Raw genomic sequence first — 21,415 nt, 5'->3', positions numbered from 1 at the left:
CGAAGAACCCGGAACCCACGACCGGGTGAGCGGCTTTGACGGCGCTCGGCAAAGCTCGCGCGCGATCGTGGATTCCGGGTTCACGGCTACGCCGTGCCCCGGAATGACAAAGTAGCGATGGCCAAGCGCGGTCCGACCTATCACTGCCAAGCCTGCGGCGCGGTCTATCACCGCTGGCAGGGCAAGTGCGACGCCTGCGGGACATGGTCCTCGCTGGTCGAGGATGCGCAGGCTGCGCCCGTTCCCGGCGGCGGCCGGCCCTCATCCGGTGGACGCCCGCGCGGCCGTGTCTTCGCGCTGGAGACGCTGAAGGGCGAGACGCAGGATGCGCCGCGCATCGTCTCCGGCATCGGGGAACTGGATCGCGTCACCGGCGGCGGCTTCGTGCCGGGCTCGGTGCTGCTGATCGGCGGCGATCCCGGCATCGGCAAGTCGACATTGCTGATGCAGGCCTGCGCGGCGCTGGCCATGGGCGGTCGCCGCGTCGTCTATGTCTCGGGCGAGGAATCGACCGGGCAGGTCCGGCTTCGGGCCGAACGGATGGGGCTGGCGGAAGCGCCTGTCGATCTCGCGGCCGAGACCAATGTCGAGGACATCGTCGCGACGCTCGGTCAGGGCGAGCGCCCTGCCCTCGTTGTGATCGATTCGATCCAGACGATGTGGTCCGGCGAGGTCGAGAGCGCGCCGGGCACGGTGACACAAGTGCGCGGCTCGGCCCAGGCGCTGATCCGCTATGCCAAGACATCAGGCGTCTGCCTGATCCTCGTCGGCCATGTCACCAAGGACGGGCAGATCGCCGGCCCGCGCGTGGTCGAGCACATGGTCGATGCCGTGCTCTCCTTCGAAGGCGAAGGCGCGCATTCCTTCCGCATCCTGCGCGGCCAGAAGAACCGCTTCGGCGCGACGGACGAGATCGGCGTGTTCGAGATGACCGGCAAGGGCCTGTCGGAGGTCACCAACCCCTCGGCGCTCTTCCTTGCGGGCCGCGACCAGCCGGCGCCGGGCGCCGCCGTCTTCGCGGGCATGGAAGGCACTCGGCCGGTCCTCGTCGAGATCCAGGCATTGGTCGCGCCGACAGCGCTCGGCACGCCGCGGCGCGCCGTCGTCGGCTGGGAGAACAGCCGGCTCGCCATGGTGCTCGCCGTGCTCGAAACGCATGGCGGCCTGCGGCTCGGCCAGCACGACGTCTATCTCAACGTCGCCGGCGGCTTGCGCGTCAACGAGCCTGCGGCCGATGTCGCGGTCGCCGCGGCGCTGGTCTCGTCGCTCAGCGGCGCGACCTTGCCGCAGGAAGCGGTCTATTTCGGCGAGATCGCGCTCTCCGGCGCGATTCGGCCGGTTGCGGTCGCGGCAGCGCGCCTCCGGGAAGCGGCCAAGCTCGGCTTCGAGGCCGCGCTGATGCCGGCCGGCGGTGCCGATCATGGCGACGGCAACGGCCTGAACCTGCGCCGTTTCGGCCATGTCACGGAACTCGTTGCCGATATCGCTGCGCGGGCACCTCGCAGAGATGTGAAATGACTTCGCCCGAAGGGTGACTGAAAGCCCCGGAACGCGTATAGCAAAGCCGAAACGGCCGCCCTGCCTCCGGCCGGTCGGCACCTGACCACAGCAAAGCGGCCCTCCCAATGCCTGTTACCATTCTCGATCTCGTCGTCATCGGCGTGGTTCTGATCTCGGCTTTGCTCGCAGCCGTGCGCGGCTTCACGCGCGAAGTGCTGGCGATTGCCTCCTGGATCGCCGCGGCGGCCGTGGCCTGGGTGTTCCACCCGCAGCTCGTGCCCTTCATCAAGCAGTATGTTCCGGCAAGCTCGGCGCAGGACACGATCGCGCTGGTCGCCGCGATCGCGGCGCTTTTCCTGGGCACATTGATCGTCGTCTCGCTGATCACGGCCCGTATCTCCGATTTCGTGCTGGATTCGCGCATCGGCGCGCTGGATCGCACGCTCGGCTTCGTCTTCGGCGCGGCGCGCGGCCTTTTGCTGGCGGTGATCGGCTATCTGTTCTTCACCGCGCTGGTCGGCAACGAGAAGCTGCCGGCCTGGGCCAAGGACGCTAAGGCCACACCGATCCTCGAAGAAACCGGCCGCTCGCTGCAAGCGATGCTGCCGCAGGACTTGAATGTCATCGTCAACAACGTGCTCAAGAAGCGGAAGCCGGAGGAAGGCACTGAGGCCCCGGCGGAGGAGCCGCGCAGCCCCGCGACGCCGGCACCGGTTGCACCTGCCCCAGCCCGTCCCTAATTAGCGCGTAGAACGACAGCTCAAGCCCCCTGTGTGGAGCGCGACATGATCTCGCAAACCGGACGTGACGACGCCTTCGACCCCAATGCCGACCGGCTGCGGGAGGAATGCGGCGTCTTCGGCATCTATGGCCATGCCGATGCTGCGGCGCTGACCGCGCTCGGGCTGCATGCGCTGCAGCACCGCGGCCAGGAGGCGGCCGGCATCGTCTCCTTCGACGGCAAGCGCTTCCATTCGGAGCGCCGGCTCGGCCTCGTCGGCGACGCCTTCTCGGAAGCGAGCGTCATCGACAAGCTCAAGGGCAAGCAGTCGATCGGCCATGTCCGCTATTCGACGACCGGCGAGACGATCCTGCGTAACGTCCAGCCGCTCTTCGCCGAATTGCATGGCGGCGGTTTCGCCGTCGCGCATAACGGCAACCTGACCAACGGGCTGACGCTGCGCCGCAACCTCGTCCGCGACGGCGCGATCTACCAATCGACTTCGGATACCGAGGTGCTGCTGCATCTCGTCGCCCGCAGCCGCAAGCAGAACTTCGTCGACCGCTTCATCGAGGCGATCCGCCAGATCGAGGGCGCCTATGCCTTCGTCGGCATCACCAACAAGAAGCTGATCGGCGCCCGCGACCCGCTCGGCATCCGCCCGCTCGTGCTCGGCGAGCTCGATGGCTGCCCGATCCTGACCTCCGAGACCTGCGCGCTCGACATCATCGGCGCCAAGTTCATCCGCGAGGTCGAGAACGGCGAGGTCGTGATCATCTCCGAAGCCGGGATCGAGAGCCACAAGCCGTTCCCGCCCGTGGCGGAGCGCCCCTGCATCTTCGAGTACATCTATTTCGCCCGCCCGGATTCCATCGTGAAGGGCCGCAGCATCTATGAGCGCCGCAAGGCGATGGGCGCGGTGCTGGCTCAGGAAGCGCCGACAGAGGCCGACGTCGTCGTGCCCGTGCCGGATTCCGGCGTGCCGGCGGCGCTGGGCTATGCCCAGGCCAGCGGCATCCCGTTCGAGCTCGGCATCATCCGCAACCACTATGTCGGCCGCACCTTCATCGAGCCGACGCAGAAGGTCCGCGAGCTCGGCGTCAAGCTGAAGCATTCGGCCAACCGCTCGGTGGTCGAGGGCAAGCGCATCATCCTGGTCGATGATTCGATCGTGCGCGGCACGACCTCGTTCAAGATCGTGAAGATGATGCGGGAAGCCGGCGCCAAGGAGGTGCATTTCCGCATCTCCTCGCCGCCGATCACCCATCCCGACTATTACGGCATCGACACGCCCGACCGCGAGAAGCTGCTCGCCGCGACCCATTCGCTGGAGGAGATGCGCCAGTTCGTCGGCGCGGATTCGCTGGCCTTCATCTCGGTCGACGGTCTCTATCGGGCGATGGGCCATGAGCGCCGCGACCCGGCCCGGCCGCAATTCACCGACCATTGCTTCACCGGCGACTACCCGACCTCGCTGACCGACATGGTCGGCGAGAGCGCCAAGCAGCAGATCTCGCTGCTGGCCGAAGCCGGCTGATCTTTTCACGGACGGGCTGTCATCCCGGGCAAGCGCAGCGCCGACCCGGGATCCATGCCTGAACCTTCATCGGCAGCGCTCCGGAATGGATCCCGGATCGGCGCCGCTATCGCGGCTTGTCCGGGATGACGGCGTAGGGGAAGCGGGGCAACTCTCACCATGACCCAATCGCTCAAGGGGCGCGTCGCGCTCGTCACCGGCGCGTCGCGCGGCATCGGCCGTGCTGCGGCGCTGGCCTTCGCCGAAGCGGGCGCGCATGTCATTGCGCTTGCCCGCACCGCCGGAGCCCTCGAGGAGCTCGACGACGAGATCGTCGCGATCGGCGGCAGCGCGACCCTCGTTCCGCTCGACCTCGCCGATGCCGGCGGGCTGGAGAAGCTCGGCCATGCCGTAGCGGAGCGCTGGGGCAAGCTCGACATCCTGCTCGCCAATGCCGGCGTGCTCGGCTCGCTCAGCCCGCTCGACCATGTCACCGAGAAGGACTGGGCCAAGGTCCTCGACATCAACGTCACCGCCAACTGGCGCCTGCTCAAGGCGCTCGACCCGGCGCTGCGCGCCTCCGATGCCGGCCGCGTGCTGCTGATGACCTCAGGCGCCGCTCATAAGTGCACGGCCTATTGGGGCCCTTATTCGGTCTCCAAGGCCGCCGTGGAGGCTCTGGGGCGCACCTATGCGGCCGAGACGGCGACGACGCCAGTCAAGCTCATGCTGGTCAATCCGGGGCCGCTGCGCACCAAGATGCGGGCCGAGGCGATGCCGGGTGAAGACCCGGAGACGCTGAAGACGCCGGAGGAGCTGGCGCCGCATCTGGTGAAGCTGGCTTCGCCCGACTGGAGTGAGAGCGGCAAGATCTTCGACTTCCCGCAGGGCAAGGTGTTGACCCCGCAATTGCCGGTCTGAGGCCGTTCAGCCGCGCGCCAGCGCGGCCTGCACCAGCGTGATCAGATCGGGAATGGTGAGGTTCGGCAGGGCCGCCATCTCGTCCAGGCGGAACCAGCGGATCTCGTCGTGTTCGTCGACGAGATTGACGGCCGCTCCGCCTTCCCAGGCGCTGACGACATAGATGTGGTGCAGCGCAGCGCCGTAGCGTTCGGGAAAGCGCTCGGCTTCCGACAGCACCAGCTCATAGCGTGTCGGCGTCAGCCCGACCTCTTCGCGACATTCCCGCAGCAGGGCCTGTTCCAGCGCTTCGCCGGGCTCGACGCGGCCGCCGATCGCATCCCAATGGCCGGGCCAGGCCTGCTTCCAGACCGCGCGCAGGCCGAGCAGGACCTTCCGATCGGCATCGACGAAAAGCGCGCTGACGGTTTCGAGCATGCGCGCCCGCAATCGCTACTCGGCCCGCAGCCAGCGCAGCAGGCCGGCCTGATCGCCGCTCTCGACGGCAGCCGCGACGCGCCGGCCGACGGCCGCGCCGAATTTATAGCCATGGCCGGAGCAGGCCGAGACCACCGTGACGCGCCCGATCTGCCGCGACAGGAACTTGCGGTCCGCCGTGAAGGTATAGGCGCAGGTAACGACGCGCTCGACGCGGTACTCGCCGATGCGCGCGAAGGGCGGCGCAAAATAATCGCGGATCTGCTCGCCCTCGCCCGCCCGCGGCTCGCGCTCCTCGTCGGGCTGGCGCGGACGCTTGTGCACGCCGGCGCCGACCTTGAGGCCGGTGCCATCGACCGGCGGCAGGACATAGCCATCGACCGAGCCGCCGACATCGACGATGACCGGCGCCGCCTCCCAGGCGGCCTTCAGGTCATCTGGCGTGGCGAGATAGGCAACGGCCGTGCGATAGGTCGTCAGCACGTCCGCAAGCTTCGGCAGGAGCTTCAGCACCCAGGCGCCGGAGCTGACCACGATGCGGTCGAAGCTCGCCGCCTCGCCATCGGCAAGGACGATGCGGCCGCTCTCGGGATCGATCGAAATGACCGCCGCGCCCTCGCGCAAGGTGACGCCGCGCTCGCGCAGCAGGCGCACCATGTCGGCAGCGATGCGCGCCGGGAAGAGCGCGCCGCCCTCGGGGCTGAGATAGGCGTAGCGGATGGTCGCAGCGTCGATGAAGGGATAGCGCCGGGCGGTCTCGGCCGCGTCGTAAAGCGCGTAGGGCGAGGCCATGCGGTCAAGGCCCTCGCGATACTCCTCGCCCTCGTCGCCCTCGGTCTGGGAGATGCCGAGCACGCCGCAAGGCGCGTAATGCTGCCTGCCGAGATCGGCCCAAAGCTCACCCCAGGCCTCGAAGGCCTCGGTGATGGTGCGGGCATAGCCGTCGGCGCCGCCATAGGCCCTGCGGATGATCCGGTGCTGGTCGCCGGAGGCCGCATAGGGGTTGGGGATCTGCGGTGCCTGCTCGAACAGCGTCACCTCATGCCCGCGCTTGTTCAGCGACCAGGCGGTGGAAAGCCCGGCGATACCGGCGCCGACGACCGCAATCCTCATGCCCCTTGCCTCATCAGCCCTTGCGCTCCTTGTCATAGGGATTGGCGCCGCCGCGACGATGCAGGCGGATCGGCGTGCCCGGAAGCTCGAAAGCATCCCGCAGGTTATTGACGAGATAGCGCGTGTAGGAGACCGGCAGATGGTCGAGCTGGTTGCCGAACAGCGCGAAGGTCGGCGGCCGGGCCTTGGCCTGCGTCATGTAGCGGATCTTGATGCGTCGGCCGGCCACGGCCGGGGGCGGATGGGCCGAGAGCACGCCTTCGAGCCAGCGGTTGATCCGCGCGGTCGAGACGCGGCGGTTCCAGACGCCATAAGCCGAGAACACGCCCTGCATCAACTTGTCGATGCCCTCGCCGGCGAGGCCGGAGAGCGGGATGATCGGCACGCCGCGCACCTGCGCCAGCAGATGGTTGGCCTTCTCCTTGAGCTCGGCCAGCAGGCCCTGCTTGTCGGCGACGAGGTCCCATTTGTTGAGGCCGATCACGACGGAGCGTCCCTCGCGCTCGGTCAGGTCGACCAGCGTCAGGTCCTGCTTCTCGAAGGGGATGGTCGCGTCGAGCAGCACGACCACGACCTCGGCGAAGCGGATCGCGCGCAGCGAATCGGCAACCGAGAGCTTCTCCAGCTTCTCCTCGATGCGGGCGCGCTTGCGCATGCCGGCGGTGTCGAAGAGCTTGACCTTGCGGCCGCGCCATTCCCAGTCGACCGAGATGGTGTCGCGGGTGATGCCGGCCTCCGGACCGGTCAGCATCCGCTCCTCGCCGATCATCCGGTTGACCAGCGTCGACTTGCCGGCGTTCGGACGTCCGATGATCGTGACACGCAAGGGGCGATCGGGATCGATATCTTCTTCGCCGTCCGAATCGGCCGCGGGAACGTCGGTCCAGGCCGCTTCCTCGTCTTCATCCTCGGATTCGTCGGGGATGAAGGGCATCAGCGCCTCGAGCAGGTCCGAGGTGCCCTCGCCATGCTCGGCCGAGAACGGCACGGGATCGCCCAGGCCGAGCCCGTAGGACTCGATGATGCCGTCGGTGCCCTTCTTCCCCTCGGCCTTGTTGGCGAGCAGGATGACCGGCTTGCCGGAGCGGCGCACCAGATCGGCGAAGGGCTGGTCCATCGGCGTGATGCCGAGGCGGGCATCGATCATGAAGAGCACGACATCGGCCTGCGCGATCGCGGTCTCGGTCTGGGCGCGCATGCGGCCGGCGAGCGAATCCTTGTCGGCCTCTTCGAGGCCGGCGGTGTCGATCACCTTGAAGCGGAGATGGCCGAGGGTGGCATCACCCTCGCGGCGGTCGCGCGTCACGCCCGGCCGGTCGTCGACCAGCGCGAGCTTCTTGCCAACCAGCCGGTTGAACAGCGTCGACTTGCCGACATTGGGGCGCCCGATCAGGGCGACGATGGCTGTCATCAGATTTCACACATTTTCGCCGTCGTCCCGGCCGCCGAAGCGAAAGACCGGGGCGGCGGCGCCATTGGAGCGAGGCTCCGGTTCAGTTCTTCACCGTGACGGGGCCGCCACGGACCAGGGCGAGATAGAGTTCGACGCGCTGGCGCAGGCCCTGCGGCGCCTGCGGATCGGTGATCGCGGCATCGAACCAGCGTCCGGCATCCTCGAAGAGATTGGCCTTGAGCGCGGCGATGCCGAGGAATTCGCGCGCCGTGTGGCGCCAGACACCCTGCGCAGTCGCAAGCGGCTCCAGCGCCGCCTTGACCTCCGCATAGGGGGAAAGATCGACGCGCAGGATGCCGGCGCGCAGCTTGGCGAGGTCGCGATAGGTCTGGTCGAGCGAGGCGTCGTTGGCGAGCGCATCGAAGGCGGTCACGCCGGCGGCCGGATCACGCTTGGCCGTCTCGGCGGCGAGGCGGAAGCGGGCGATCAGGCGATACCCGGCCGGCGCCGTCGCCGAGAGCTCCTTCAGGATGGTCTCGGCCTGGGTGGCGTCGCCGTCGCGCGAGGATTTCAGCGCGGCTTCGAGGCGCGCGCCGACGGCCTGCGAGGCCTGATTCTCGCGATGCAGCCAGAACTGCCAACCAGCAACGGCCAGCACCGCCAGCACGGCGAGGCTGGAAATCACCCAGCCATATTTCTTCCAGAGTTCCGCTGCCTTGTCGCGGCGGACTTCCTCATCGATCTCGCGAAAAATATCGGCCATTTGACTGTCAAAATCCCTGTTGGGAGCCCGGTAGCATTTTCAAGCCGGGAATGCGAGCCGGATCGGCATCTCAGGCCTTCGCCGGGGCCGCCCGAAACAGCAAGCTGCCGTCGCCATAGGAATAAAAGCGGTAATTCGCTGCTATCGCATGGGCATAGGCCCGTTTCATCATGTCGAGTCCGCAGAAGGCGGAGACGAGCATGAACAGCGTCGAGCGCGGCAGGTGGAAATTCGTCATCAGCAGGTCGACGGCGCGGAAGCGGTACCCCGGCGTGATGAAGATCGCCGTATCGCCCGAGAAGGGCCGGATCGTGCCATCCTCGACTGCTGCGCTCTCGATCAGGCGCAGCGAGGTCGTGCCGACGCAGACGATGCGCCCGCCCTTCGCCTTGACGGCGTTGAGGGCCGCGGCGGTCTCGGGCGAGACCGTGCCCCATTCGGCATGCATGCGGTGGTCGTCGGTATCACCCGCCTTCACCGGCAGGAAGGTGCCCGCGCCGACATGGAGCGTGACGAAATGCCGGCTGACGCCGCGCGCGTCCAATGCCGCCAGCAGTTCCGGCGTGAAGTGCAGCCCTGCGGTCGGGGCGGCGACGGCGCCGTCCTTCCGGGCGAAATTGGTCTGGTAGTCGGCGGTGTCGGCGCTGTCGGTGGGGCGCTTGCCGGCGATATAGGGCGGCAGCGGCAATTCGCCGAGCCGCGCGATCGCCTCGTCGAGATAGGCGCCGGTCAGGCTGAACTGTAGCTCGACCTCGCCGCCCTCGCCCTTGGCGATGACCTCGGCCTGCAGGCGGCCAAGCTCGCAAGCATTGCTGGCGGCTTCCGAATCGAAAACCACGCGTTCGCCAAGCGCCAGCTTCTTGGCCGGCCGGGCGAAGGCGAGCCAGCGATCCTCACTTTCACGCTTATGCAGCATGATCTCGATACGCGCCGAATCCGCGCCGCGATAGCGCCGCCCGCGCAGGCGGGACGGGATGACGCGGGTATCGTTGAGGACGAGCGCGTCACCGGGCTGAAGCAGCGAGACGAGGTCGCGGATGCCGCGATCTTCCAGCGGCTCGGTCGCGTCCGGGCGCACCACGAGCAGCCGCGCCGCATCGCGCGGGCTCGCGGGCCGCAACGCGATACGATCCTCGGGCAGGTCGAAATCGAAGAGATCGACATCCACGGTCGGAACGTCCTTCCCGCAAAACGCAACGAGCCCTCACCCGACGGGCCGCGAGCGCCGCTCGCGTCCCGGGATGAGGGCTCGCCTCAAAGTATCGAAGGTCAGGCCGCGTCGGCCATCACCTTCATCGAGACGATCGAGTCGGGGTCGCGCACCGGCTCGCCGCGCTTGATCTTGTCGACATTGTCCATGCCTTCGACGACCTCGCCCCAGACGGTGTACTGCTTGTCGAGGAAGCGGGCATCGTCGAACACGATGAAGAACTGGCTGTTGGCCGAGTTCGGGTTCTGGGCGCGGGCCATCGAGCAGATACCGCGGACATGCGGCTCGGCGTTGAATTCCTGCTTCAGGTCCGGATAGCTCGAGCCGCCGGTGCCGGTGCCGTGCGGGCAGCCGACCTGGGCCATGAAGCCGTCGATGACGCGGTGGAAGACGATGCCGTCATAGAAGCCCTCGCGGGCGAGCAGCTTGATGCGCTCGACATGGCCCGGCGCAAGGTCGGGACGCAGCTTGATCACCACCTTGCCCTTGGTGGTTTCCATGACGATGGTGTTCTCGGGATCCAGCGACATCAGGTCTGCCTTTCATTGAGCCGCGTGCGGCCGTGGAAGCGAATGGTGAAGGGTCGCCCCGCGATACTCGCTCCGAGGCCCGCCGACAACCTCATCGGCGTGCAGGAGCGGATGGCGGCGACGGCGGAGTCGCTGAAGCGCTGCTGGAACTCGGCATCGCCGCGCTTGGTCTCCCAGGTGACGCGAGGCTGGCCGAAGAGGCTGCCATCGCGGCGCAGGCTGAAGCGGAGCGAGACCATCGCGCCGGTCAGGTCGCCGGGCAATGGCGGCGGGTTCCAGCAGCGCTGGATGGCCGGGGCGATCTCGTCGAGCCGATCGACCGTTTCGGTTCCGTCACGCGGACTATCGGGCGTGATCGACCCGATCAGGCCGATCTCGCCGCCACCGCGCAGCGGGCGCGGCGCACCGAGCCCACGCTGATCGAGGCCGGGAATGTCGCCGCCCGTGAAGGGGCCGCCAATCCCGGGATTGTAGCGCTGGCCGCTCTGCGGCGGCAGGATCGGGTTCTGCGAGCCCGAAGGCGGGGGCAGGACCGGATTCTGCGAGCCGGAGGGCGGCGGCAGGCCGAGATCGCGCGTATCCTGCGCGAACGCCCCGCTCAGGCTGAGCGCCAGGGCGATCCCGATCAGGGCCGTCCGAACCATCGCCGTACCCTCCCCGGCTCGCCCCACGCGCAAGCGCGCCGGCTCTTACTTTGCGTCGGCCTGCATGCGCATGCGGACGATCTTGTCGGGGCCGCTGACCTGGCCGTTATTGGCGCTGGAGCCCTTCTTGATCTTGCGCACGGCGTCCATACCCGAGACGACCTCGCCGAACAGCGTGTACTGGCCGGTCAGGGAGCCGCAGCCCTCGTAGCAGATGAAGAACTGCGAATTGGCCGAATCCGGCGAGGACGAACGGGCCATGCCGAGCGAGCCGGCCGTGTAAGGCGTTGGGGTGAATTCGGCGGGCAGGTTCGGCAGGTCGGACTTGCCGGTGCCGGTGCCGGTCGGATCGCCGGTCTGGGCCATGAAGCCGTCGATGACGCGATGGAAGGCGATGCCGTCATAGAAGCCGCGCTTCACCAGCGCCTTGATCTGGGCGACATGCTTCGGCGCCAGATCCGGCCGCAGGCGGATCGTCACCGGGCCGTCCTTGGTCTCGAGGATGACGGTGTTCTCGGGATCGGGCTTCGGCGTCTGTGCCTGGGCGAAACCGAGCGAGGCGACGACGGCAATGGCGGCGAGCGAGCTGCGCAGCATGAAAATCTCCATGGCCGCCGGCGAGCCCGGCGGATGCCGGTCGATAGCCCTATCCTTTGGCCGGAACAAGGCACCAAGTCGGCCAGCCTGCTGCCCTTGCTGCACTGCACAAGTGCAATGGAGACTAATCTTGCAAAAATTCCAGGCTGACGCTGCCTAAACTGATGACAGCGCCGTCACAATCGGCTAATCCTTCCGGTGCTGGGAGCGCCTCGCCAGTCGAAGCGCTGCGGACCAGGTCTTGGGAGGAACAAACGCCCGCCTTGCAAAATGAGTCGCACGCTTTCTGAGACGTGTGCCGGTGCAGCGGTAAAAGCGGACTACCAAAGGCAAGGCATCGGCCTTGCCTTTTTTCTTGGGCGGTACCTTGAGCCGCTACTTTGAACACTCCCCGCTGTAAGCCGAGATGAAGCTCGGCCATGGAACCACGGAGGCGCGAACCAGCCCCCGTGATCATCTTCAACATGCAATCCCTGCTGCCCTAGACCGCCAGAGTTGCTCCCTTCCGGCCTCCGCCGTCAGGTCGAGCACGACAAGGCTGCCGGCTTTGACCCGTCGCCGCAGGCTGTCGGCGTGCCCCAAAGCAATGCAAAGCCCGCCCTGCTCGTGGAGCACGCGAAGCTGCGTGCGCGACAATTCCAGTTCGGAGGCCAGCAAGCGGTCGAGGCGCACGCTCGACGGAAGCGGAACCTTCAGTTCGATCTCCAGATGCGTCCAGTCGCGCGTTTCGCAGAGGATATCCTTGGCGATATCGCGTTCCGGGAACTCGTCGATCCGCTGCGCCTTGCGCCGCAAGGCGTCGAGATTGAACGCCTCCGCCTGAAGCCAGAGCGGGTCGTTGGACTGAAGCGCCGCGAGAATGCGGGGCTCGATGTCGCGGATGTTCCGCCGCTCGAAGATCGGACGGTTCCAGGTCTTGTCGCAATCGATGCATTTGTAGATCAGCCAGGCATCGAGACTGCGGCCATTGGCGTTGAGCCTCGCCTTTCCGCTGGCGCGGAAGGCTCTCGGCCCACCGCAGCCATTACAGGTGATCCAGGGCTGGGGAGGGATTTGCGGCGTGATGGTCCATCGGACCCGAAGTTTCGCGCACATAGCAGTCTTGGTCTTCCATGCGGAAGTTCACCAAGATGGCGCGTGAGAACCCCTTGTCGGGCGCGGTGTGGCGGTGCTTCAGGTGGTCGAAGAGCAGAGACAGCGGAGGCTGCACTGGCACGGTGGAACAATGCCAAACCGGTCTCTCGCCACCACCCGACGAACGTATTCATACGCCGATGGCGGAGCGCCATCGGCCGTACGGGTGAACTGGATTGAGACCGGACTTACTTAGGCAAAGCCTACCTCGACGCGCCAATGCTCTTCGACGCCAGCCATAGCAGGCGATCCGCTTCGACGGGAGCCCTGCGCGGCCCGAAGGGGGAAGAACCGCGACATGGGATAATTCTGCAACGTCGCGCTAAACCAACCCTGCGTGAGGCGGCTTCAGATGTCGTAGGTCACCCAGACATACCAGACGCCGGCGAAGATCACCGCCGCGATCAGCGAGGTGATGACGGCCTTCTTCAGCAGGCCCGGCAGCACGGGCGCGCCCGGCTCCGTGCCGGCCACGACATCACCCGCCTCCTCCTGGCTGCGGATGCCGAAGGGCAGCACCGCGAAGAGCGTGATCCACCAGATCACGAAATAGAGGGCGAGGCCGCCGACGACGTTCATGCCGCCTTCCCCGCGAGCGCAATGCAGGAAAAGGCAACCTTCGCCTCGGTCGGCACGCCGAAGCGCGCGGTATGGCGGGCCGGCAGGCCGACGGGGAAATGCTTCACGTATTCGGCGTTGCAGGCGGCGTAGTCGGCGGGGTCAGTGATCAGCATCGTCATCTGGACGACGCGATCGAGCGAACTCCCGGCCTCGGCCAGGATCTCGGCAACACGCCCGAGCGCATTGCGGACCTCCTCGGCGGGCGTCTCGCCACGATGGATGCCGCGCGCCGGGTCATGCGGCGCCGAATGGCCGGAGACGAAGACGAGCCCACCCGCGACGGTGGCGGCGCTGAAGGGACGCGGCGAGCCGGCTTCCGGCTGGCCGAGAAATGCGATGTCGGTCATCGTCGTCAGGCCTGTTCAAGCTCGACCAGCGTGCCCAGGAAATCCTTGGGGTGCAGGAACAGCACCGGCTTGCCATGGGCGCCGATGCGCGGCTCGCCGGAGCCGAGCACGCGCGCGCCTTGCGCCTTCAGGCGATCACGCGCCGCGAGGATATCGTCGACCTCGTAGCAGATGTGGTGGATGCCACCATCGGCATTGCGTTCCAGGAACTTCGCGATCGGCGAGTCGGCGCCGAGCGGTTCCAGCAACTCGATCTTGGTGTTGGGCAGTTCGACGAAGACGACGGTGACGCCGTGCTCCGGCTCGGCCTGCGGCTGGGAAACGCGTGCGCCCAGCGTGTCGCGATAGAGCGCCGTCGAGGCTTCCAAGTCCTTCACCGCAATGGCGACGTGGTTCAGGCGTCCGATCATCTTCATCCTCTCCGGCGTGGCCGTGCTGCCTTTCTACACCTCGACCACCAGCGCATGCACCAGCGGCTTCTTGCCCCACTCCTCGTTGACCGCACTGCGGACGCCGCGCTCCAGCGCATTGCGCAGCGCCTCGGGGTCGCGGCGGCGGGCCTTGGGGATATTGTCGAGGAGGTCTCCGACCGTATCGGCGACGAATTCGTCGAAATCGATGCCGCCGAGGGTACGCGGCGGCAGGCCGAGCACGGCGATCTCCGGCTCGCCGGCAATGCCGCCCTTCTCGTCGATGGCAACCGCGATCGAGACGATGCCGGCGAAGGACAGGCGGCGGCGCTCCTGAATCGTCTTCTCAAAAGCGTTCACCAGCAGCGAGCCATCCTGGTAGAGCCGGCCATGCTGGACCTCGTCGACCTTGCGGGCGCCCTCGGCCGAAATCGCGACGACGTCGCCATTGCCGGCGCGCAGGACATGTTTCACGCCAAGGCTGCGGGCGAAGGTTTCGTGCTCGGCCAGATGCAGGTCCTCGCCATGGGCGGGGATCGCGATCTGCGGCTTCAACCAGCCATAGAGCCGGGCCATCTCCTCGCGGCGCGGATGGCCGGAGACATGGACCAGATGGGTCCGGTCCGTGATGATCTCGATCTTGTCGCGGGCCAGCGCGTTCAGGATGTTGCCGACAGCCTTCTCGTTGCCGGGAATGGTGCGCGACGAGAAAATCACGCGGTCGCCGGGCGAGAGCGCGATCTCGGGATGGTCGTCCGAGGCGATGCGCGAGAGCGCGGCGCGTGGCTCGCCCTGACTGCCGGTGACCAGTGCCACGACCTTGTCGCGCGGCAGGTAGCCATAGGCATCGACCGGCCGGAAACCGGGAATGCCGTCGAGATAGCCGCATTCGCGCGCGACATCGATAACGCGGTCCATGGCGCGGCCGACGACAACGACCTCGCGGTCGTTGGCCATCGCGGCTTCCGCGACGGCGCGCAGGCGCGCAACATTGGAGGCGAAGGTGGTGACGGCGACGCGCCCCGGCGCCGAGGCGACCAGTTCCTTCATCTTGGCGGCGACATCGGCCTCGCTTGGACTCGTGCCGTCGCGCATGACATTGGTCGAATCGCAGACCAGCGCCAGAACCCCCTCGTCGCCAAGCTCACGCAGGCGCTTCTCGTCGGTCGGCAGGCCGACGCGCGGGGTCGGATCGATCTTCCAGTCGCCGGTATGGACGACGAGACCGGCCGGCGTACGGATCGCGAGCGCGTTCGATTCCGGGATCGAATGCGCCACCGGCACGAACTCGATGTCGAAGGGGCCGAGCGTGATCGCCCCGCCCTGCGGCACGACATTGAGCTCGACACTCGGCGCGCCGGGTTCGGAGAGGCGGCGCGTCGCGAGGAGGCCAGCGGCGAAGCGTGTGCAGTAGACCGGCGCGCGCAGGGACGGCCAGAGCGCGGCGAGCGCGCCGATATGGTCCTCATGGGCATGGGTGATGACGATGCCGAGGAGGTTCGCCCGCTCCTCGATGATGTAACGCAGGTCGGGCAGCACGATATCGACGCCCGGCGCCTCCGGCCCGGCAAAGGACAGGCCGCAATCGACCAGGATCCACTTTCGTCGCCCCTCGGGCCCGAAGCCGTAGAGAGCGGCGTTCATGCCGATCTCGCCGAGGCCGCCGAGGGGAACGAAGACGAGCTGGTCGCTGGAGCGGGTCACTGGCAATCCTGATTCTGGCAATGGCTTGATCTAATGCCGCGTGATGGCAACGAGCCCTAGCATGCCCAAAGGGCCGCCTCCAGATCGACGGAGGTCGAGCGGGGTCGCACGATCAGGCGGGCGGGCCGAAGAAGAGGTCGCCGGCATCGATGATGCGGCGGCCGGCTTCTGTTTCGAGTTCGAGGCGCCCGGTCGGATCGAGACCGATGAAGATGCCGGTGAGCGGCCCTTCAGGCAGGCGGATGGTGATGGTCTCGCCAAGGAAGGCGGCGCGTTCCAGCCAGGCGGCGCGGGTCGGCCCGAAGCCGCCGGGCTGCGACCAGACGGCGAAGCGCTGGGCGAAGGCATCGCTCAGGCCGGTCAGCATGGCCTCGACATTGGCCTGCGGCGCCGCGGCCTTCAGGAAGGTCGCCGGATAGGGCGTATCCGTCGGGCAGGAGGCGATGTTGACCCCGCAGCCGACGATGACGTTGAAGCGCCCTGCCCGGCTCTCGCCCTCCAGCAGCAGGCCTGAGGTCTTGGCGCGGTCGAGCAGCAGGTCGTTCGGCCATTTCAGCCTGAGGCCGGAGGCGGCCGGGCCGAGCAGCTTCGCGGCGGCATCGTGCAGGGCGAGCCCCACGACGAAGCCGAGCTGCGGCGCCAGGGCCGGCTCGCATGGATCGGTCAGCAGCAGGCTGGCGTAGAGATTGCCGGGCGGCGAGCCCCATTGCCGGCCGTGGCGGCCACGGCCGGAATTCTGGCTGCGGGCGACGATCCAAAGCCTGCCCGGCTCGCCCTGATCGAGCGCGCGACGGGCCTCCTCCATGGTGGAGCCGACCTCATCGCGGACGATCAAACGATAGCCCGCGGCGCGGGCGGCCTCACCGAGCACGCGTCGTCAGCTCAGAACAGCGACTTCGCCGCGGCGGCCGCCGAGTCGAACAGCGGCGCCGGCACCAGCGACAGCACCAGCACGAAGAGCGCGGAGATCAGCAGCACGGTGCGCACGCCGAGATCAGCCTTCTCGAAGGCCGGCTTCGGCTCGTCGAAATACATCACCTTGACGAGGCGCAGGTAGTAATAGGCGCCGACCACGCTGGTCAGCACGCCGATGACGGCGAGCACATAGAGCTTCGCGTTGATCGCGGCGAGGAAGACGTACCACTTGGCCCAGAAGCCGGCGAGCGGCGGGATGCCGGCGAGCGAGAACATCATCATCGCCATCGCGAAGGCCATCCAGCCATTGGTGCGGGACAGGCCGGCCAGCTCCGAGATGTCCTCGACCAGCTTGCCGTCGCGACGCATCATCAGCACGCAGGCGAAGGCGGCAAGCGTCGTGGCGAGATAGATCGCCATATAGGTCATCACGCCCTGCACGCCCTCGGCCGTGCCAGCAGCGAGGCCGACCAGCGCATAGCCCATATTGGCGATCGAGGAATAGGCGAGCAGGCGCTTGATGTTGGTCTGGCCGATCGCGGCGAAGGCGCCGAGGCCCATCGAGGCGATCGAGATGAAGACGATGATCTGGCGCCAATCATGGATCGCGCCCGGGAAGGCGCCGATGAAGACGCGGATCACCATCGCCATGGCAGCCATCTTCGGCGCCGAGGCGAAGAAGGCGGCGACCGGGGTCGGCGCGCCCTCGTAGACGTCCGGCGTCCACATGTGGAACGGCACGGCCGAGATCTTGAAGGCGACGCCGGCCGCGATGAAGACGATCCCGAAGATCAGGCCGATGCCGGCATGGCCGCCGGCCGTCGCCGCGGCGATGCCCGGGAAGGTGACGGTCCCGGTGAAGCCATAGACCAGCGAGCCGCCATAGAGCAGCATGCCGGAGGAAAGCGCGCCGAGCACGAAATACTTCAGGCCGGCCTCGGTCGACTTGGCGTTGTCGCGGTCGAAGGCAGCGACGACATAGAGCGCCAGCGACTGCAGCTCCAGACCGACATAGAGGCTGATGAGATCGTTGGCCGAGATCATCATCATCATGCCGATGGTCGAGAGCACGACGAGGATCGGGAACTCGAAACGCATCGTGCCCTGGCGGCGCAGCGTGTCGGCCGAGAGCAGGATGGCCGCACCGGCGCCAAGCAGCGTCAGAACCTTCATGAAGCGGGCGAAGCCGTCGACGATGAAGCCGTTATTGAAGGTCAGCATCTTGCCGGTGCCGGACACGACCATGACCAGCGCGACCGCGAGCAGTGCCAGCGCCAGCCCTTCGAGCAGGCGCGTCGAGCGCTCGCCCTGGATCGCGCCGACCAGCACCATCGCGATGGCACCGAGGGCGAGGATGATTTCCGGCAGGGCCGGGCCGAGAGCGGGCAGAGCCATGACGAGACCTTACTGCGCGACCGCCAGCGCCGTCTTCGCGACGGCGAGGGCTGCCTGATAGTTCTTGATGAGCGCTTCGGTCGGCGCCGCGAAGGCGTCGAGGATCGTGTGCGGCTGGATGCCGTACCAGATCGTCAGCAGGACGAGCGGAACCAGCGTCACGTATTCGCGGACGTTCAGATCCTTGATGTCCTTCAGCTCGGGCTTGACCAGCTCGCCGAACACGACCCGGCGATAGAGCCAGAGCGCGTAGGCCGCCGAGAGGATGACGCCGGAGGTCGCGAAGAACGCCACCCAGGGATTGGCGCGGAAGGCGCCGAGCAGCGTCAGGAACTCGCCGACGAAGCCGGCTGTGCCGGGCAGCCCGACATTGGCCATGGTGAAGACCATGAAGACGACGGCATAGGCCGGCATCCGGTTCACGAGGCCGCCATAGGCCGCGATCTCGCGGGTATGCATGCGATCGTAGATCACGCCGACGCAGAGGAAGAGCGCGCCGGAGACCAGCCCGTGGCTGACCATCTGGAACATCGCGCCCTGGATGCCCTGCGGCGTCAGGGTGAAGAGGCCCATCGTCACGAAGCCCATATGGGCGACCGAGGAATAGGCGATCAGCTTCTTCATGTCCTCCTGCATCAGCGCCACCAGCGAGGTGTAGACGATGGCGACGACCGAGAGGGCGAAGACCAGCGGCGCGAACAGCGCCGAGGCTTCCGGGAACATCGGGATCGAGAAGCGGATGAAGCCGTAGCCGCCCATCTTCAACAGGATCGCCGCCAGCACGACGGAACCTGCGGTCGGCGCCTCGACGTGGGCGTCGGGCAGCCAGGTATGGACCGGCCACATCGGCATCTTCACGGCGAAGGAGGCGAAGAAGGCAAGCCACAGCCAGGGCTGCATCTGCGACGGGAACTTATGCGCCAGCAGCGTCGGGATGTCAGTGGTTCCGGCGTTCCAGTACATCGCCATCACGGCCAGCAGCATCAGCACCGAGCCGAGCAGCGTGTAGAGGAAGAACTTGTAGGAGGCGTAGACGCGCCGCTTGCCGCCCCAGATGCCGATGATCAGGAACATCGGGATCAGGCCTGCCTCGAAGAACAGGTAGAACAGCACGAGGTCGAGCGCCGCGAAGACGCCGATCATCAGCGCTTCCAGCACGAGGAACGCGATCATGTATTCGCGCACCCGCTTCTCGACCGAGGTCCAGGACGCGACGATGCAGAACGGCATCAGGAAGGCCGTCAGCACGATGAAGGGGAAGGAGAAGCCATCGACGCCGAGCTTGAACTTGATGGCGTCCGAGACCCAAGCGTGCGTCTCGACCAGCTGGAAGCCGGGATTGGCGATGTCGAAGCGATACCAGGCGACGCAGGCCAGCAGGAAGGTCAGGCCCGTGGTGAACAGGGCGATCCAGCGCGCATTGGAATCGACGGCCGACTGATCGCCACGCTGCACCAGGATCAGGGCAGCGCCGACCAGCGGCAGGATCAGAAGACCGGTGAGGATACCGAAACCCAACATCATCTCACCCGCGCGCCACGAGATACCAGGTCACGAGCCCAGCGACGCCGATCAGCATGGCGAAGGCATAGTGATAGAGATAGCCGGTCTGCAGCCGGACCACCCGATTGGTGACGTCGACCACACGGGCCGAGACGCCGTCCGGGCCGAAGCCGTCGATGACCAGGCCATCGCCCTTCTTCCAGAGGAAGCGGCCGAGCCATTTCGACGGACGCACGAACAGGAAGTCGTAGAGCTCGTCGAAATACCACTTATTGAGCAGGAATTTGTAGAGCGCGGGATTGGCGGCCGCCAGCTTGCCCGGGATTTCCGGCCAGCGGACATACATCAGATAGGCCAGCACGAAGCCGATCACCATCGCCACGAAGGGCGACCAGACGACCCATTTCGGCACTTCATGCATGGCGTGCAGGATGTGGTTGTCCTTGCCCATGAACAGGGCCGCCTTCCAGAACTTCTCGAAGTCGTGGCCGATGAAGGCTTCCTTGAAGACGAAGCCGGCCGCGACCGCACCGACCGAAAGCACGGCGAGCGGGATCAGCATCACCCAGGGGCTCTCATGCGGCGTATGGTCATGACCGTGGCCGTGGCCGTGGTCGTCATGGCCATGCGCATGGTCGTCTTGACCGTGTGCGGCATGCGCGTGGTCGTCATGGCTGTGACCATGCGAGTCATGCCCATGCCCCCAGCGCGGCGCGCCCTCGAAGGTCATGAAATAGAGCCGCCAGGAGTAGAACGAGGTCATGCAGGCCGCGACGACCAGCAGCACGAAGGCATAGGACGAGGCGAAGCCGCCATGCGCCACCGAGGCATAGGCGCTCTCGATGATCGCGTCCTTCGAGAAATAACCGGCGAAGAACGGGAAGCCGGTCAGAGCCAGCGTGCCGATCGTCATGGCAGCGGCAGTGATCGGGATATGCTTCCTGAGGCCGCCCATGTGGCGCATGTCCTGCTCGTGATGCATCGCGTGGATGACCGAGCCGGCGCCCAGGAAGAGCAGCGCCTTGAAGAAGGCGTGGGTGAAGAGGTGGAAGATGCCGGCGCCGTAATTGCCGACGCCGAGCGCGACGAACATGTAGCCGAGCTGCGAGCAGGTCGAATAGGCGATGACGCGCTTGATGTCGTTCTGCACGAGGCCGACCGTCGCCGCGAAGAAGGCGGTGGTGGCGCCGATGACGACGACGACGGTCAGCGCGACCGGGGCGTATTCGAAGACCGGCGACAGACGCGCCAGCATGAAGACGCCGGCGGTGACCATGGTCGCAGCGTGAATGAGCGCGGAGACCGGGGTCGGGCCTTCCATCGCGTCCGGCAGCCACGTGTGCAGCAGGAACTGCGCCGACTTGCCCATCGCGCCCATGAAGAGCAGCAGGCAGGTCAGGGTCATCGCGTTCCAGTCATAGCCGAGGAAGCGGAAGCTCTGGCTCGCCAGCTCGCCGGCACGCGGGAAGATCGCGTCGAAGCCGACCGAGCCGAACAGCACGAAGACGAGGAAGATGCCGAGCGAGAAGCCGAAATCGCCGACGCGGTTGACGATGAAGGCCTTCATCGCCGCGGCATTGGCCGAGGGCTTCTGGTACCAGAAGCCGATCAGCAGATAGGAGGCGAGACCCACGCCTTCCCAGCCGAAGAACATCTGGACGAGGTTGTCCGACGTCACCAGCATCAGCATCGCGAAGGTGAAGAGCGAGAGATAGGCGAAGAAGCGCGGACGGTGCGGATCCTCGTGCATGTAGCCGATCGAGTAGAGGTGAACGAGGCTGGAGACCGTGTTGACCACGACCAGCATCACCACTGTCAGCGTATCGACGCGGAAGGCCCAGTCGACCTGCAGCTGGCCCGACGAGATCCAGCTCGCGATCTGCACGCGGGTGGTGCCGGAGCCGAAGCCGACATTGAAGAAGGCGACCCAGGACAGCAGGGCGGAGACGATCAGCAGCGAGGTCGTGACGATCTCGGAGCCGCGCGCGCCGATCAGCCGGCCGAACAGGCCGGCGATCAGGAAGCCGATGAGAGGGAGGAAGACGATCGCGTGATACATGG

Annotated in this window: 21 protein-coding genes; 4 read left to right on the top strand and 17 right to left on the bottom strand. The window is 66.7% G+C overall.

Features of this window, described 5'->3' with window-relative positions:
- The first annotated feature begins 117 nt into the window (after positions 1 to 117).
- The 4 genes from radA to AC07NY_RS18910 all read left to right on the top strand — a co-directional run bounded on the left by radA (position 118) and on the right by AC07NY_RS18910 (position 4,658).
- Positions 118 to 1,518, top strand: a complete 1,401-nt coding sequence (radA, locus tag AC07NY_RS18925) for a DNA repair protein RadA (RefSeq protein ID WP_494585112.1) — start codon at positions 118 to 120, stop codon at positions 1,516 to 1,518.
- Positions 1,519 to 1,625: 107 nt separating this feature from the next.
- A complete protein-coding gene (locus AC07NY_RS18920) occupies positions 1,626 to 2,240 on the top strand; it encodes a CvpA family protein (RefSeq protein WP_492283431.1) in 615 nt (204 codons plus the stop codon).
- 45 nt (positions 2,241 to 2,285) lie between these two features.
- Complete coding sequence (gene purF / locus AC07NY_RS18915) at positions 2,286 to 3,758, top strand: amidophosphoribosyltransferase (protein WP_492283432.1); 1,473 nt, start codon at positions 2,286 to 2,288, stop codon at positions 3,756 to 3,758.
- Positions 3,759 to 3,917: 159 nt separating this feature from the next.
- Positions 3,918 to 4,658, top strand: coding sequence for an SDR family NAD(P)-dependent oxidoreductase (locus tag AC07NY_RS18910; RefSeq protein ID WP_494585111.1), 741 nt, complete (start codon positions 3,918 to 3,920; stop codon positions 4,656 to 4,658).
- A 6-nt stretch (positions 4,659 to 4,664) separates the two neighbouring features.
- On the opposite strand, the gene AC07NY_RS18905 is transcribed toward AC07NY_RS18910, so the two are convergent.
- The 17 genes from AC07NY_RS18905 to nuoL all read right to left on the bottom strand — a co-directional run bounded on the left by AC07NY_RS18905 (position 4,665) and on the right by nuoL (position 21,413).
- Positions 4,665 to 5,075: an NUDIX hydrolase gene (locus AC07NY_RS18905; RefSeq protein ID WP_494585110.1), complete on the bottom strand. Its 411-nt coding sequence runs from the start codon at positions 5,073 to 5,075 to the stop codon at positions 4,665 to 4,667.
- A 15-nt stretch (positions 5,076 to 5,090) separates the two neighbouring features.
- Positions 5,091 to 6,188 carry an NAD(P)/FAD-dependent oxidoreductase gene (locus AC07NY_RS18900; protein WP_494585109.1) on the bottom strand — a complete coding sequence of 366 codons (1,098 nt, stop codon included), beginning with the start codon at positions 6,186 to 6,188 and terminating at the stop codon, positions 5,091 to 5,093.
- 13 nt (positions 6,189 to 6,201) lie between these two features.
- The gene (der, locus tag AC07NY_RS18895; protein ID WP_494585108.1) at positions 6,202 to 7,599 is read right to left on the bottom strand and encodes a ribosome biogenesis GTPase Der; all 1,398 of its coding nucleotides are present in this window, start codon (positions 7,597 to 7,599) and stop codon (positions 6,202 to 6,204) included.
- 82 nt (positions 7,600 to 7,681) lie between these two features.
- Positions 7,682 to 8,344 carry a tetratricopeptide repeat protein gene (locus AC07NY_RS18890; protein WP_494585107.1) on the bottom strand — a complete coding sequence of 221 codons (663 nt, stop codon included), beginning with the start codon at positions 8,342 to 8,344 and terminating at the stop codon, positions 7,682 to 7,684.
- A 70-nt stretch (positions 8,345 to 8,414) separates the two neighbouring features.
- On the bottom strand, positions 8,415 to 9,512 hold the full coding sequence (queA, locus tag AC07NY_RS18885) for a tRNA preQ1(34) S-adenosylmethionine ribosyltransferase-isomerase QueA (RefSeq protein ID WP_494585106.1): 1,098 nt from the start codon (positions 9,510 to 9,512) through the stop codon (positions 8,415 to 8,417).
- A 101-nt stretch (positions 9,513 to 9,613) separates the two neighbouring features.
- A complete protein-coding gene (locus AC07NY_RS18880) occupies positions 9,614 to 10,084 on the bottom strand; it encodes a peptidylprolyl isomerase (RefSeq protein WP_293806363.1) in 471 nt (156 codons plus the stop codon).
- A complete protein-coding gene (gene tolA / locus AC07NY_RS18875; protein ID WP_494585105.1) occupies positions 10,084 to 10,728 on the bottom strand; it encodes a cell envelope integrity protein TolA in 645 nt (214 codons plus the stop codon). Before tolA ends, AC07NY_RS18880 begins: the two co-directional genes overlap by 1 nt.
- Positions 10,729 to 10,773: 45 nt before the next feature.
- Positions 10,774 to 11,325, bottom strand: coding sequence for a peptidylprolyl isomerase (locus AC07NY_RS18870; RefSeq protein ID WP_494585104.1), 552 nt, complete (start codon positions 11,323 to 11,325; stop codon positions 10,774 to 10,776).
- Positions 11,326 to 11,784: 459 nt separating this feature from the next.
- Positions 11,785 to 12,420, bottom strand: coding sequence for a DUF1062 domain-containing protein (locus AC07NY_RS18865; protein ID WP_494585103.1), 636 nt, complete (start codon positions 12,418 to 12,420; stop codon positions 11,785 to 11,787).
- A gap of 387 nt (positions 12,421 to 12,807) precedes the next feature.
- Complete coding sequence (locus AC07NY_RS18860; protein ID WP_492283442.1) at positions 12,808 to 13,038, bottom strand: DUF1467 family protein; 231 nt, start codon at positions 13,036 to 13,038, stop codon at positions 12,808 to 12,810.
- Positions 13,035 to 13,427, bottom strand: a complete 393-nt coding sequence (locus tag AC07NY_RS18855; RefSeq protein WP_494585102.1) for a RidA family protein — start codon at positions 13,425 to 13,427, stop codon at positions 13,035 to 13,037. Before AC07NY_RS18855 ends, AC07NY_RS18860 begins: the two co-directional genes overlap by 4 nt.
- A gap of 5 nt (positions 13,428 to 13,432) precedes the next feature.
- A complete protein-coding gene (mce, locus tag AC07NY_RS18850; RefSeq protein WP_047575196.1) occupies positions 13,433 to 13,837 on the bottom strand; it encodes a methylmalonyl-CoA epimerase in 405 nt (134 codons plus the stop codon).
- Between the two features lie 33 nt (positions 13,838 to 13,870).
- Positions 13,871 to 15,541, bottom strand: coding sequence for a ribonuclease J (locus AC07NY_RS18845; protein WP_494585101.1), 1,671 nt, complete (start codon positions 15,539 to 15,541; stop codon positions 13,871 to 13,873).
- 112 nt (positions 15,542 to 15,653) lie between these two features.
- The gene (locus AC07NY_RS18840) at positions 15,654 to 16,412 is read right to left on the bottom strand and encodes a biotin--[acetyl-CoA-carboxylase] ligase (RefSeq protein WP_494585100.1); all 759 of its coding nucleotides are present in this window, start codon (positions 16,410 to 16,412) and stop codon (positions 15,654 to 15,656) included.
- Between the two features lie 11 nt (positions 16,413 to 16,423).
- Positions 16,424 to 17,851 carry an NADH-quinone oxidoreductase subunit NuoN gene (gene nuoN / locus AC07NY_RS18835; RefSeq protein ID WP_494585099.1) on the bottom strand — a complete coding sequence of 476 codons (1,428 nt, stop codon included), beginning with the start codon at positions 17,849 to 17,851 and terminating at the stop codon, positions 16,424 to 16,426.
- A 9-nt stretch (positions 17,852 to 17,860) separates the two neighbouring features.
- Positions 17,861 to 19,372: an NADH-quinone oxidoreductase subunit M gene (locus tag AC07NY_RS18830; protein ID WP_494585145.1), complete on the bottom strand. Its 1,512-nt coding sequence runs from the start codon at positions 19,370 to 19,372 to the stop codon at positions 17,861 to 17,863.
- 4 nt (positions 19,373 to 19,376) lie between these two features.
- Positions 19,377 to 21,413 (bottom strand): NADH-quinone oxidoreductase subunit L, encoded by a 2,037-nt coding sequence (nuoL, locus tag AC07NY_RS18825; protein WP_494585098.1) that lies wholly within the window; start codon positions 21,411 to 21,413, stop codon positions 19,377 to 19,379.
- Positions 21,414 to 21,415 lie beyond the last annotated feature (2 nt).

The organism is Allobosea sp. GW821-FHT09G06, assembly GCF_059416005.1.
Note: the sequence above shows the minus strand (reverse complement) of the source record. Positions and strands in the feature narration are given on the sequence as shown.

What these genes read in the sequence shown, in the direction of transcription:
- radA (WP_494585112.1), top strand. Translation starts at nt 118, where the DNA reads ATGGCCAAGCGCGGTCCGACCTATCACTGCCAAGCCTGCGGCGCGGTC.
- AC07NY_RS18920 (WP_492283431.1), top strand. Translation starts at nt 1,626, where the DNA reads ATGCCTGTTACCATTCTCGATCTCGTCGTCATCGGCGTGGTTCTGATC.
- purF (WP_492283432.1), top strand. Translation starts at nt 2,286, where the DNA reads ATGATCTCGCAAACCGGACGTGACGACGCCTTCGACCCCAATGCCGAC.
- AC07NY_RS18910 (WP_494585111.1), top strand. Translation starts at nt 3,918, where the DNA reads ATGACCCAATCGCTCAAGGGGCGCGTCGCGCTCGTCACCGGCGCGTCG.
- AC07NY_RS18905 (WP_494585110.1), bottom strand. Translation starts at nt 5,075, where the DNA reads ATGCTCGAAACCGTCAGCGCGCTTTTCGTCGATGCCGATCGGAAGGTC.
- AC07NY_RS18900 (WP_494585109.1), bottom strand. Translation starts at nt 6,188, where the DNA reads ATGAGGATTGCGGTCGTCGGCGCCGGTATCGCCGGGCTTTCCACCGCC.
- der (WP_494585108.1), bottom strand. Translation starts at nt 7,599, where the DNA reads ATGACAGCCATCGTCGCCCTGATCGGGCGCCCCAATGTCGGCAAGTCG.
- AC07NY_RS18890 (WP_494585107.1), bottom strand. Translation starts at nt 8,344, where the DNA reads ATGGCCGATATTTTTCGCGAGATCGATGAGGAAGTCCGCCGCGACAAG.
- AC07NY_RS18880 (WP_293806363.1), bottom strand. Translation starts at nt 10,084, where the DNA reads ATGTCGCTGGATCCCGAGAACACCATCGTCATGGAAACCACCAAGGGC.
- tolA (WP_494585105.1), bottom strand. Translation starts at nt 10,728, where the DNA reads ATGGTTCGGACGGCCCTGATCGGGATCGCCCTGGCGCTCAGCCTGAGC.
- AC07NY_RS18870 (WP_494585104.1), bottom strand. Translation starts at nt 11,325, where the DNA reads ATGCTGCGCAGCTCGCTCGCCGCCATTGCCGTCGTCGCCTCGCTCGGT.
- AC07NY_RS18865 (WP_494585103.1), bottom strand. Translation starts at nt 12,420, where the DNA reads ATGTGCGCGAAACTTCGGGTCCGATGGACCATCACGCCGCAAATCCCT.
- AC07NY_RS18860 (WP_492283442.1), bottom strand. Translation starts at nt 13,038, where the DNA reads ATGAACGTCGTCGGCGGCCTCGCCCTCTATTTCGTGATCTGGTGGATC.
- AC07NY_RS18855 (WP_494585102.1), bottom strand. Translation starts at nt 13,427, where the DNA reads ATGACCGACATCGCATTTCTCGGCCAGCCGGAAGCCGGCTCGCCGCGT.
- mce (WP_047575196.1), bottom strand. Translation starts at nt 13,837, where the DNA reads ATGATCGGACGCCTGAACCACGTCGCCATTGCGGTGAAGGACTTGGAA.
- nuoN (WP_494585099.1), bottom strand. Translation starts at nt 17,851, where the DNA reads ATGGCTCTGCCCGCTCTCGGCCCGGCCCTGCCGGAAATCATCCTCGCC.
- AC07NY_RS18830 (WP_494585145.1), bottom strand. Translation starts at nt 19,372, where the DNA reads ATGTTGGGTTTCGGTATCCTCACCGGTCTTCTGATCCTGCCGCTGGTC.
- nuoL (WP_494585098.1), bottom strand. Translation starts at nt 21,413, where the DNA reads ATGTATCACGCGATCGTCTTCCTCCCTCTCATCGGCTTCCTGATCGCC.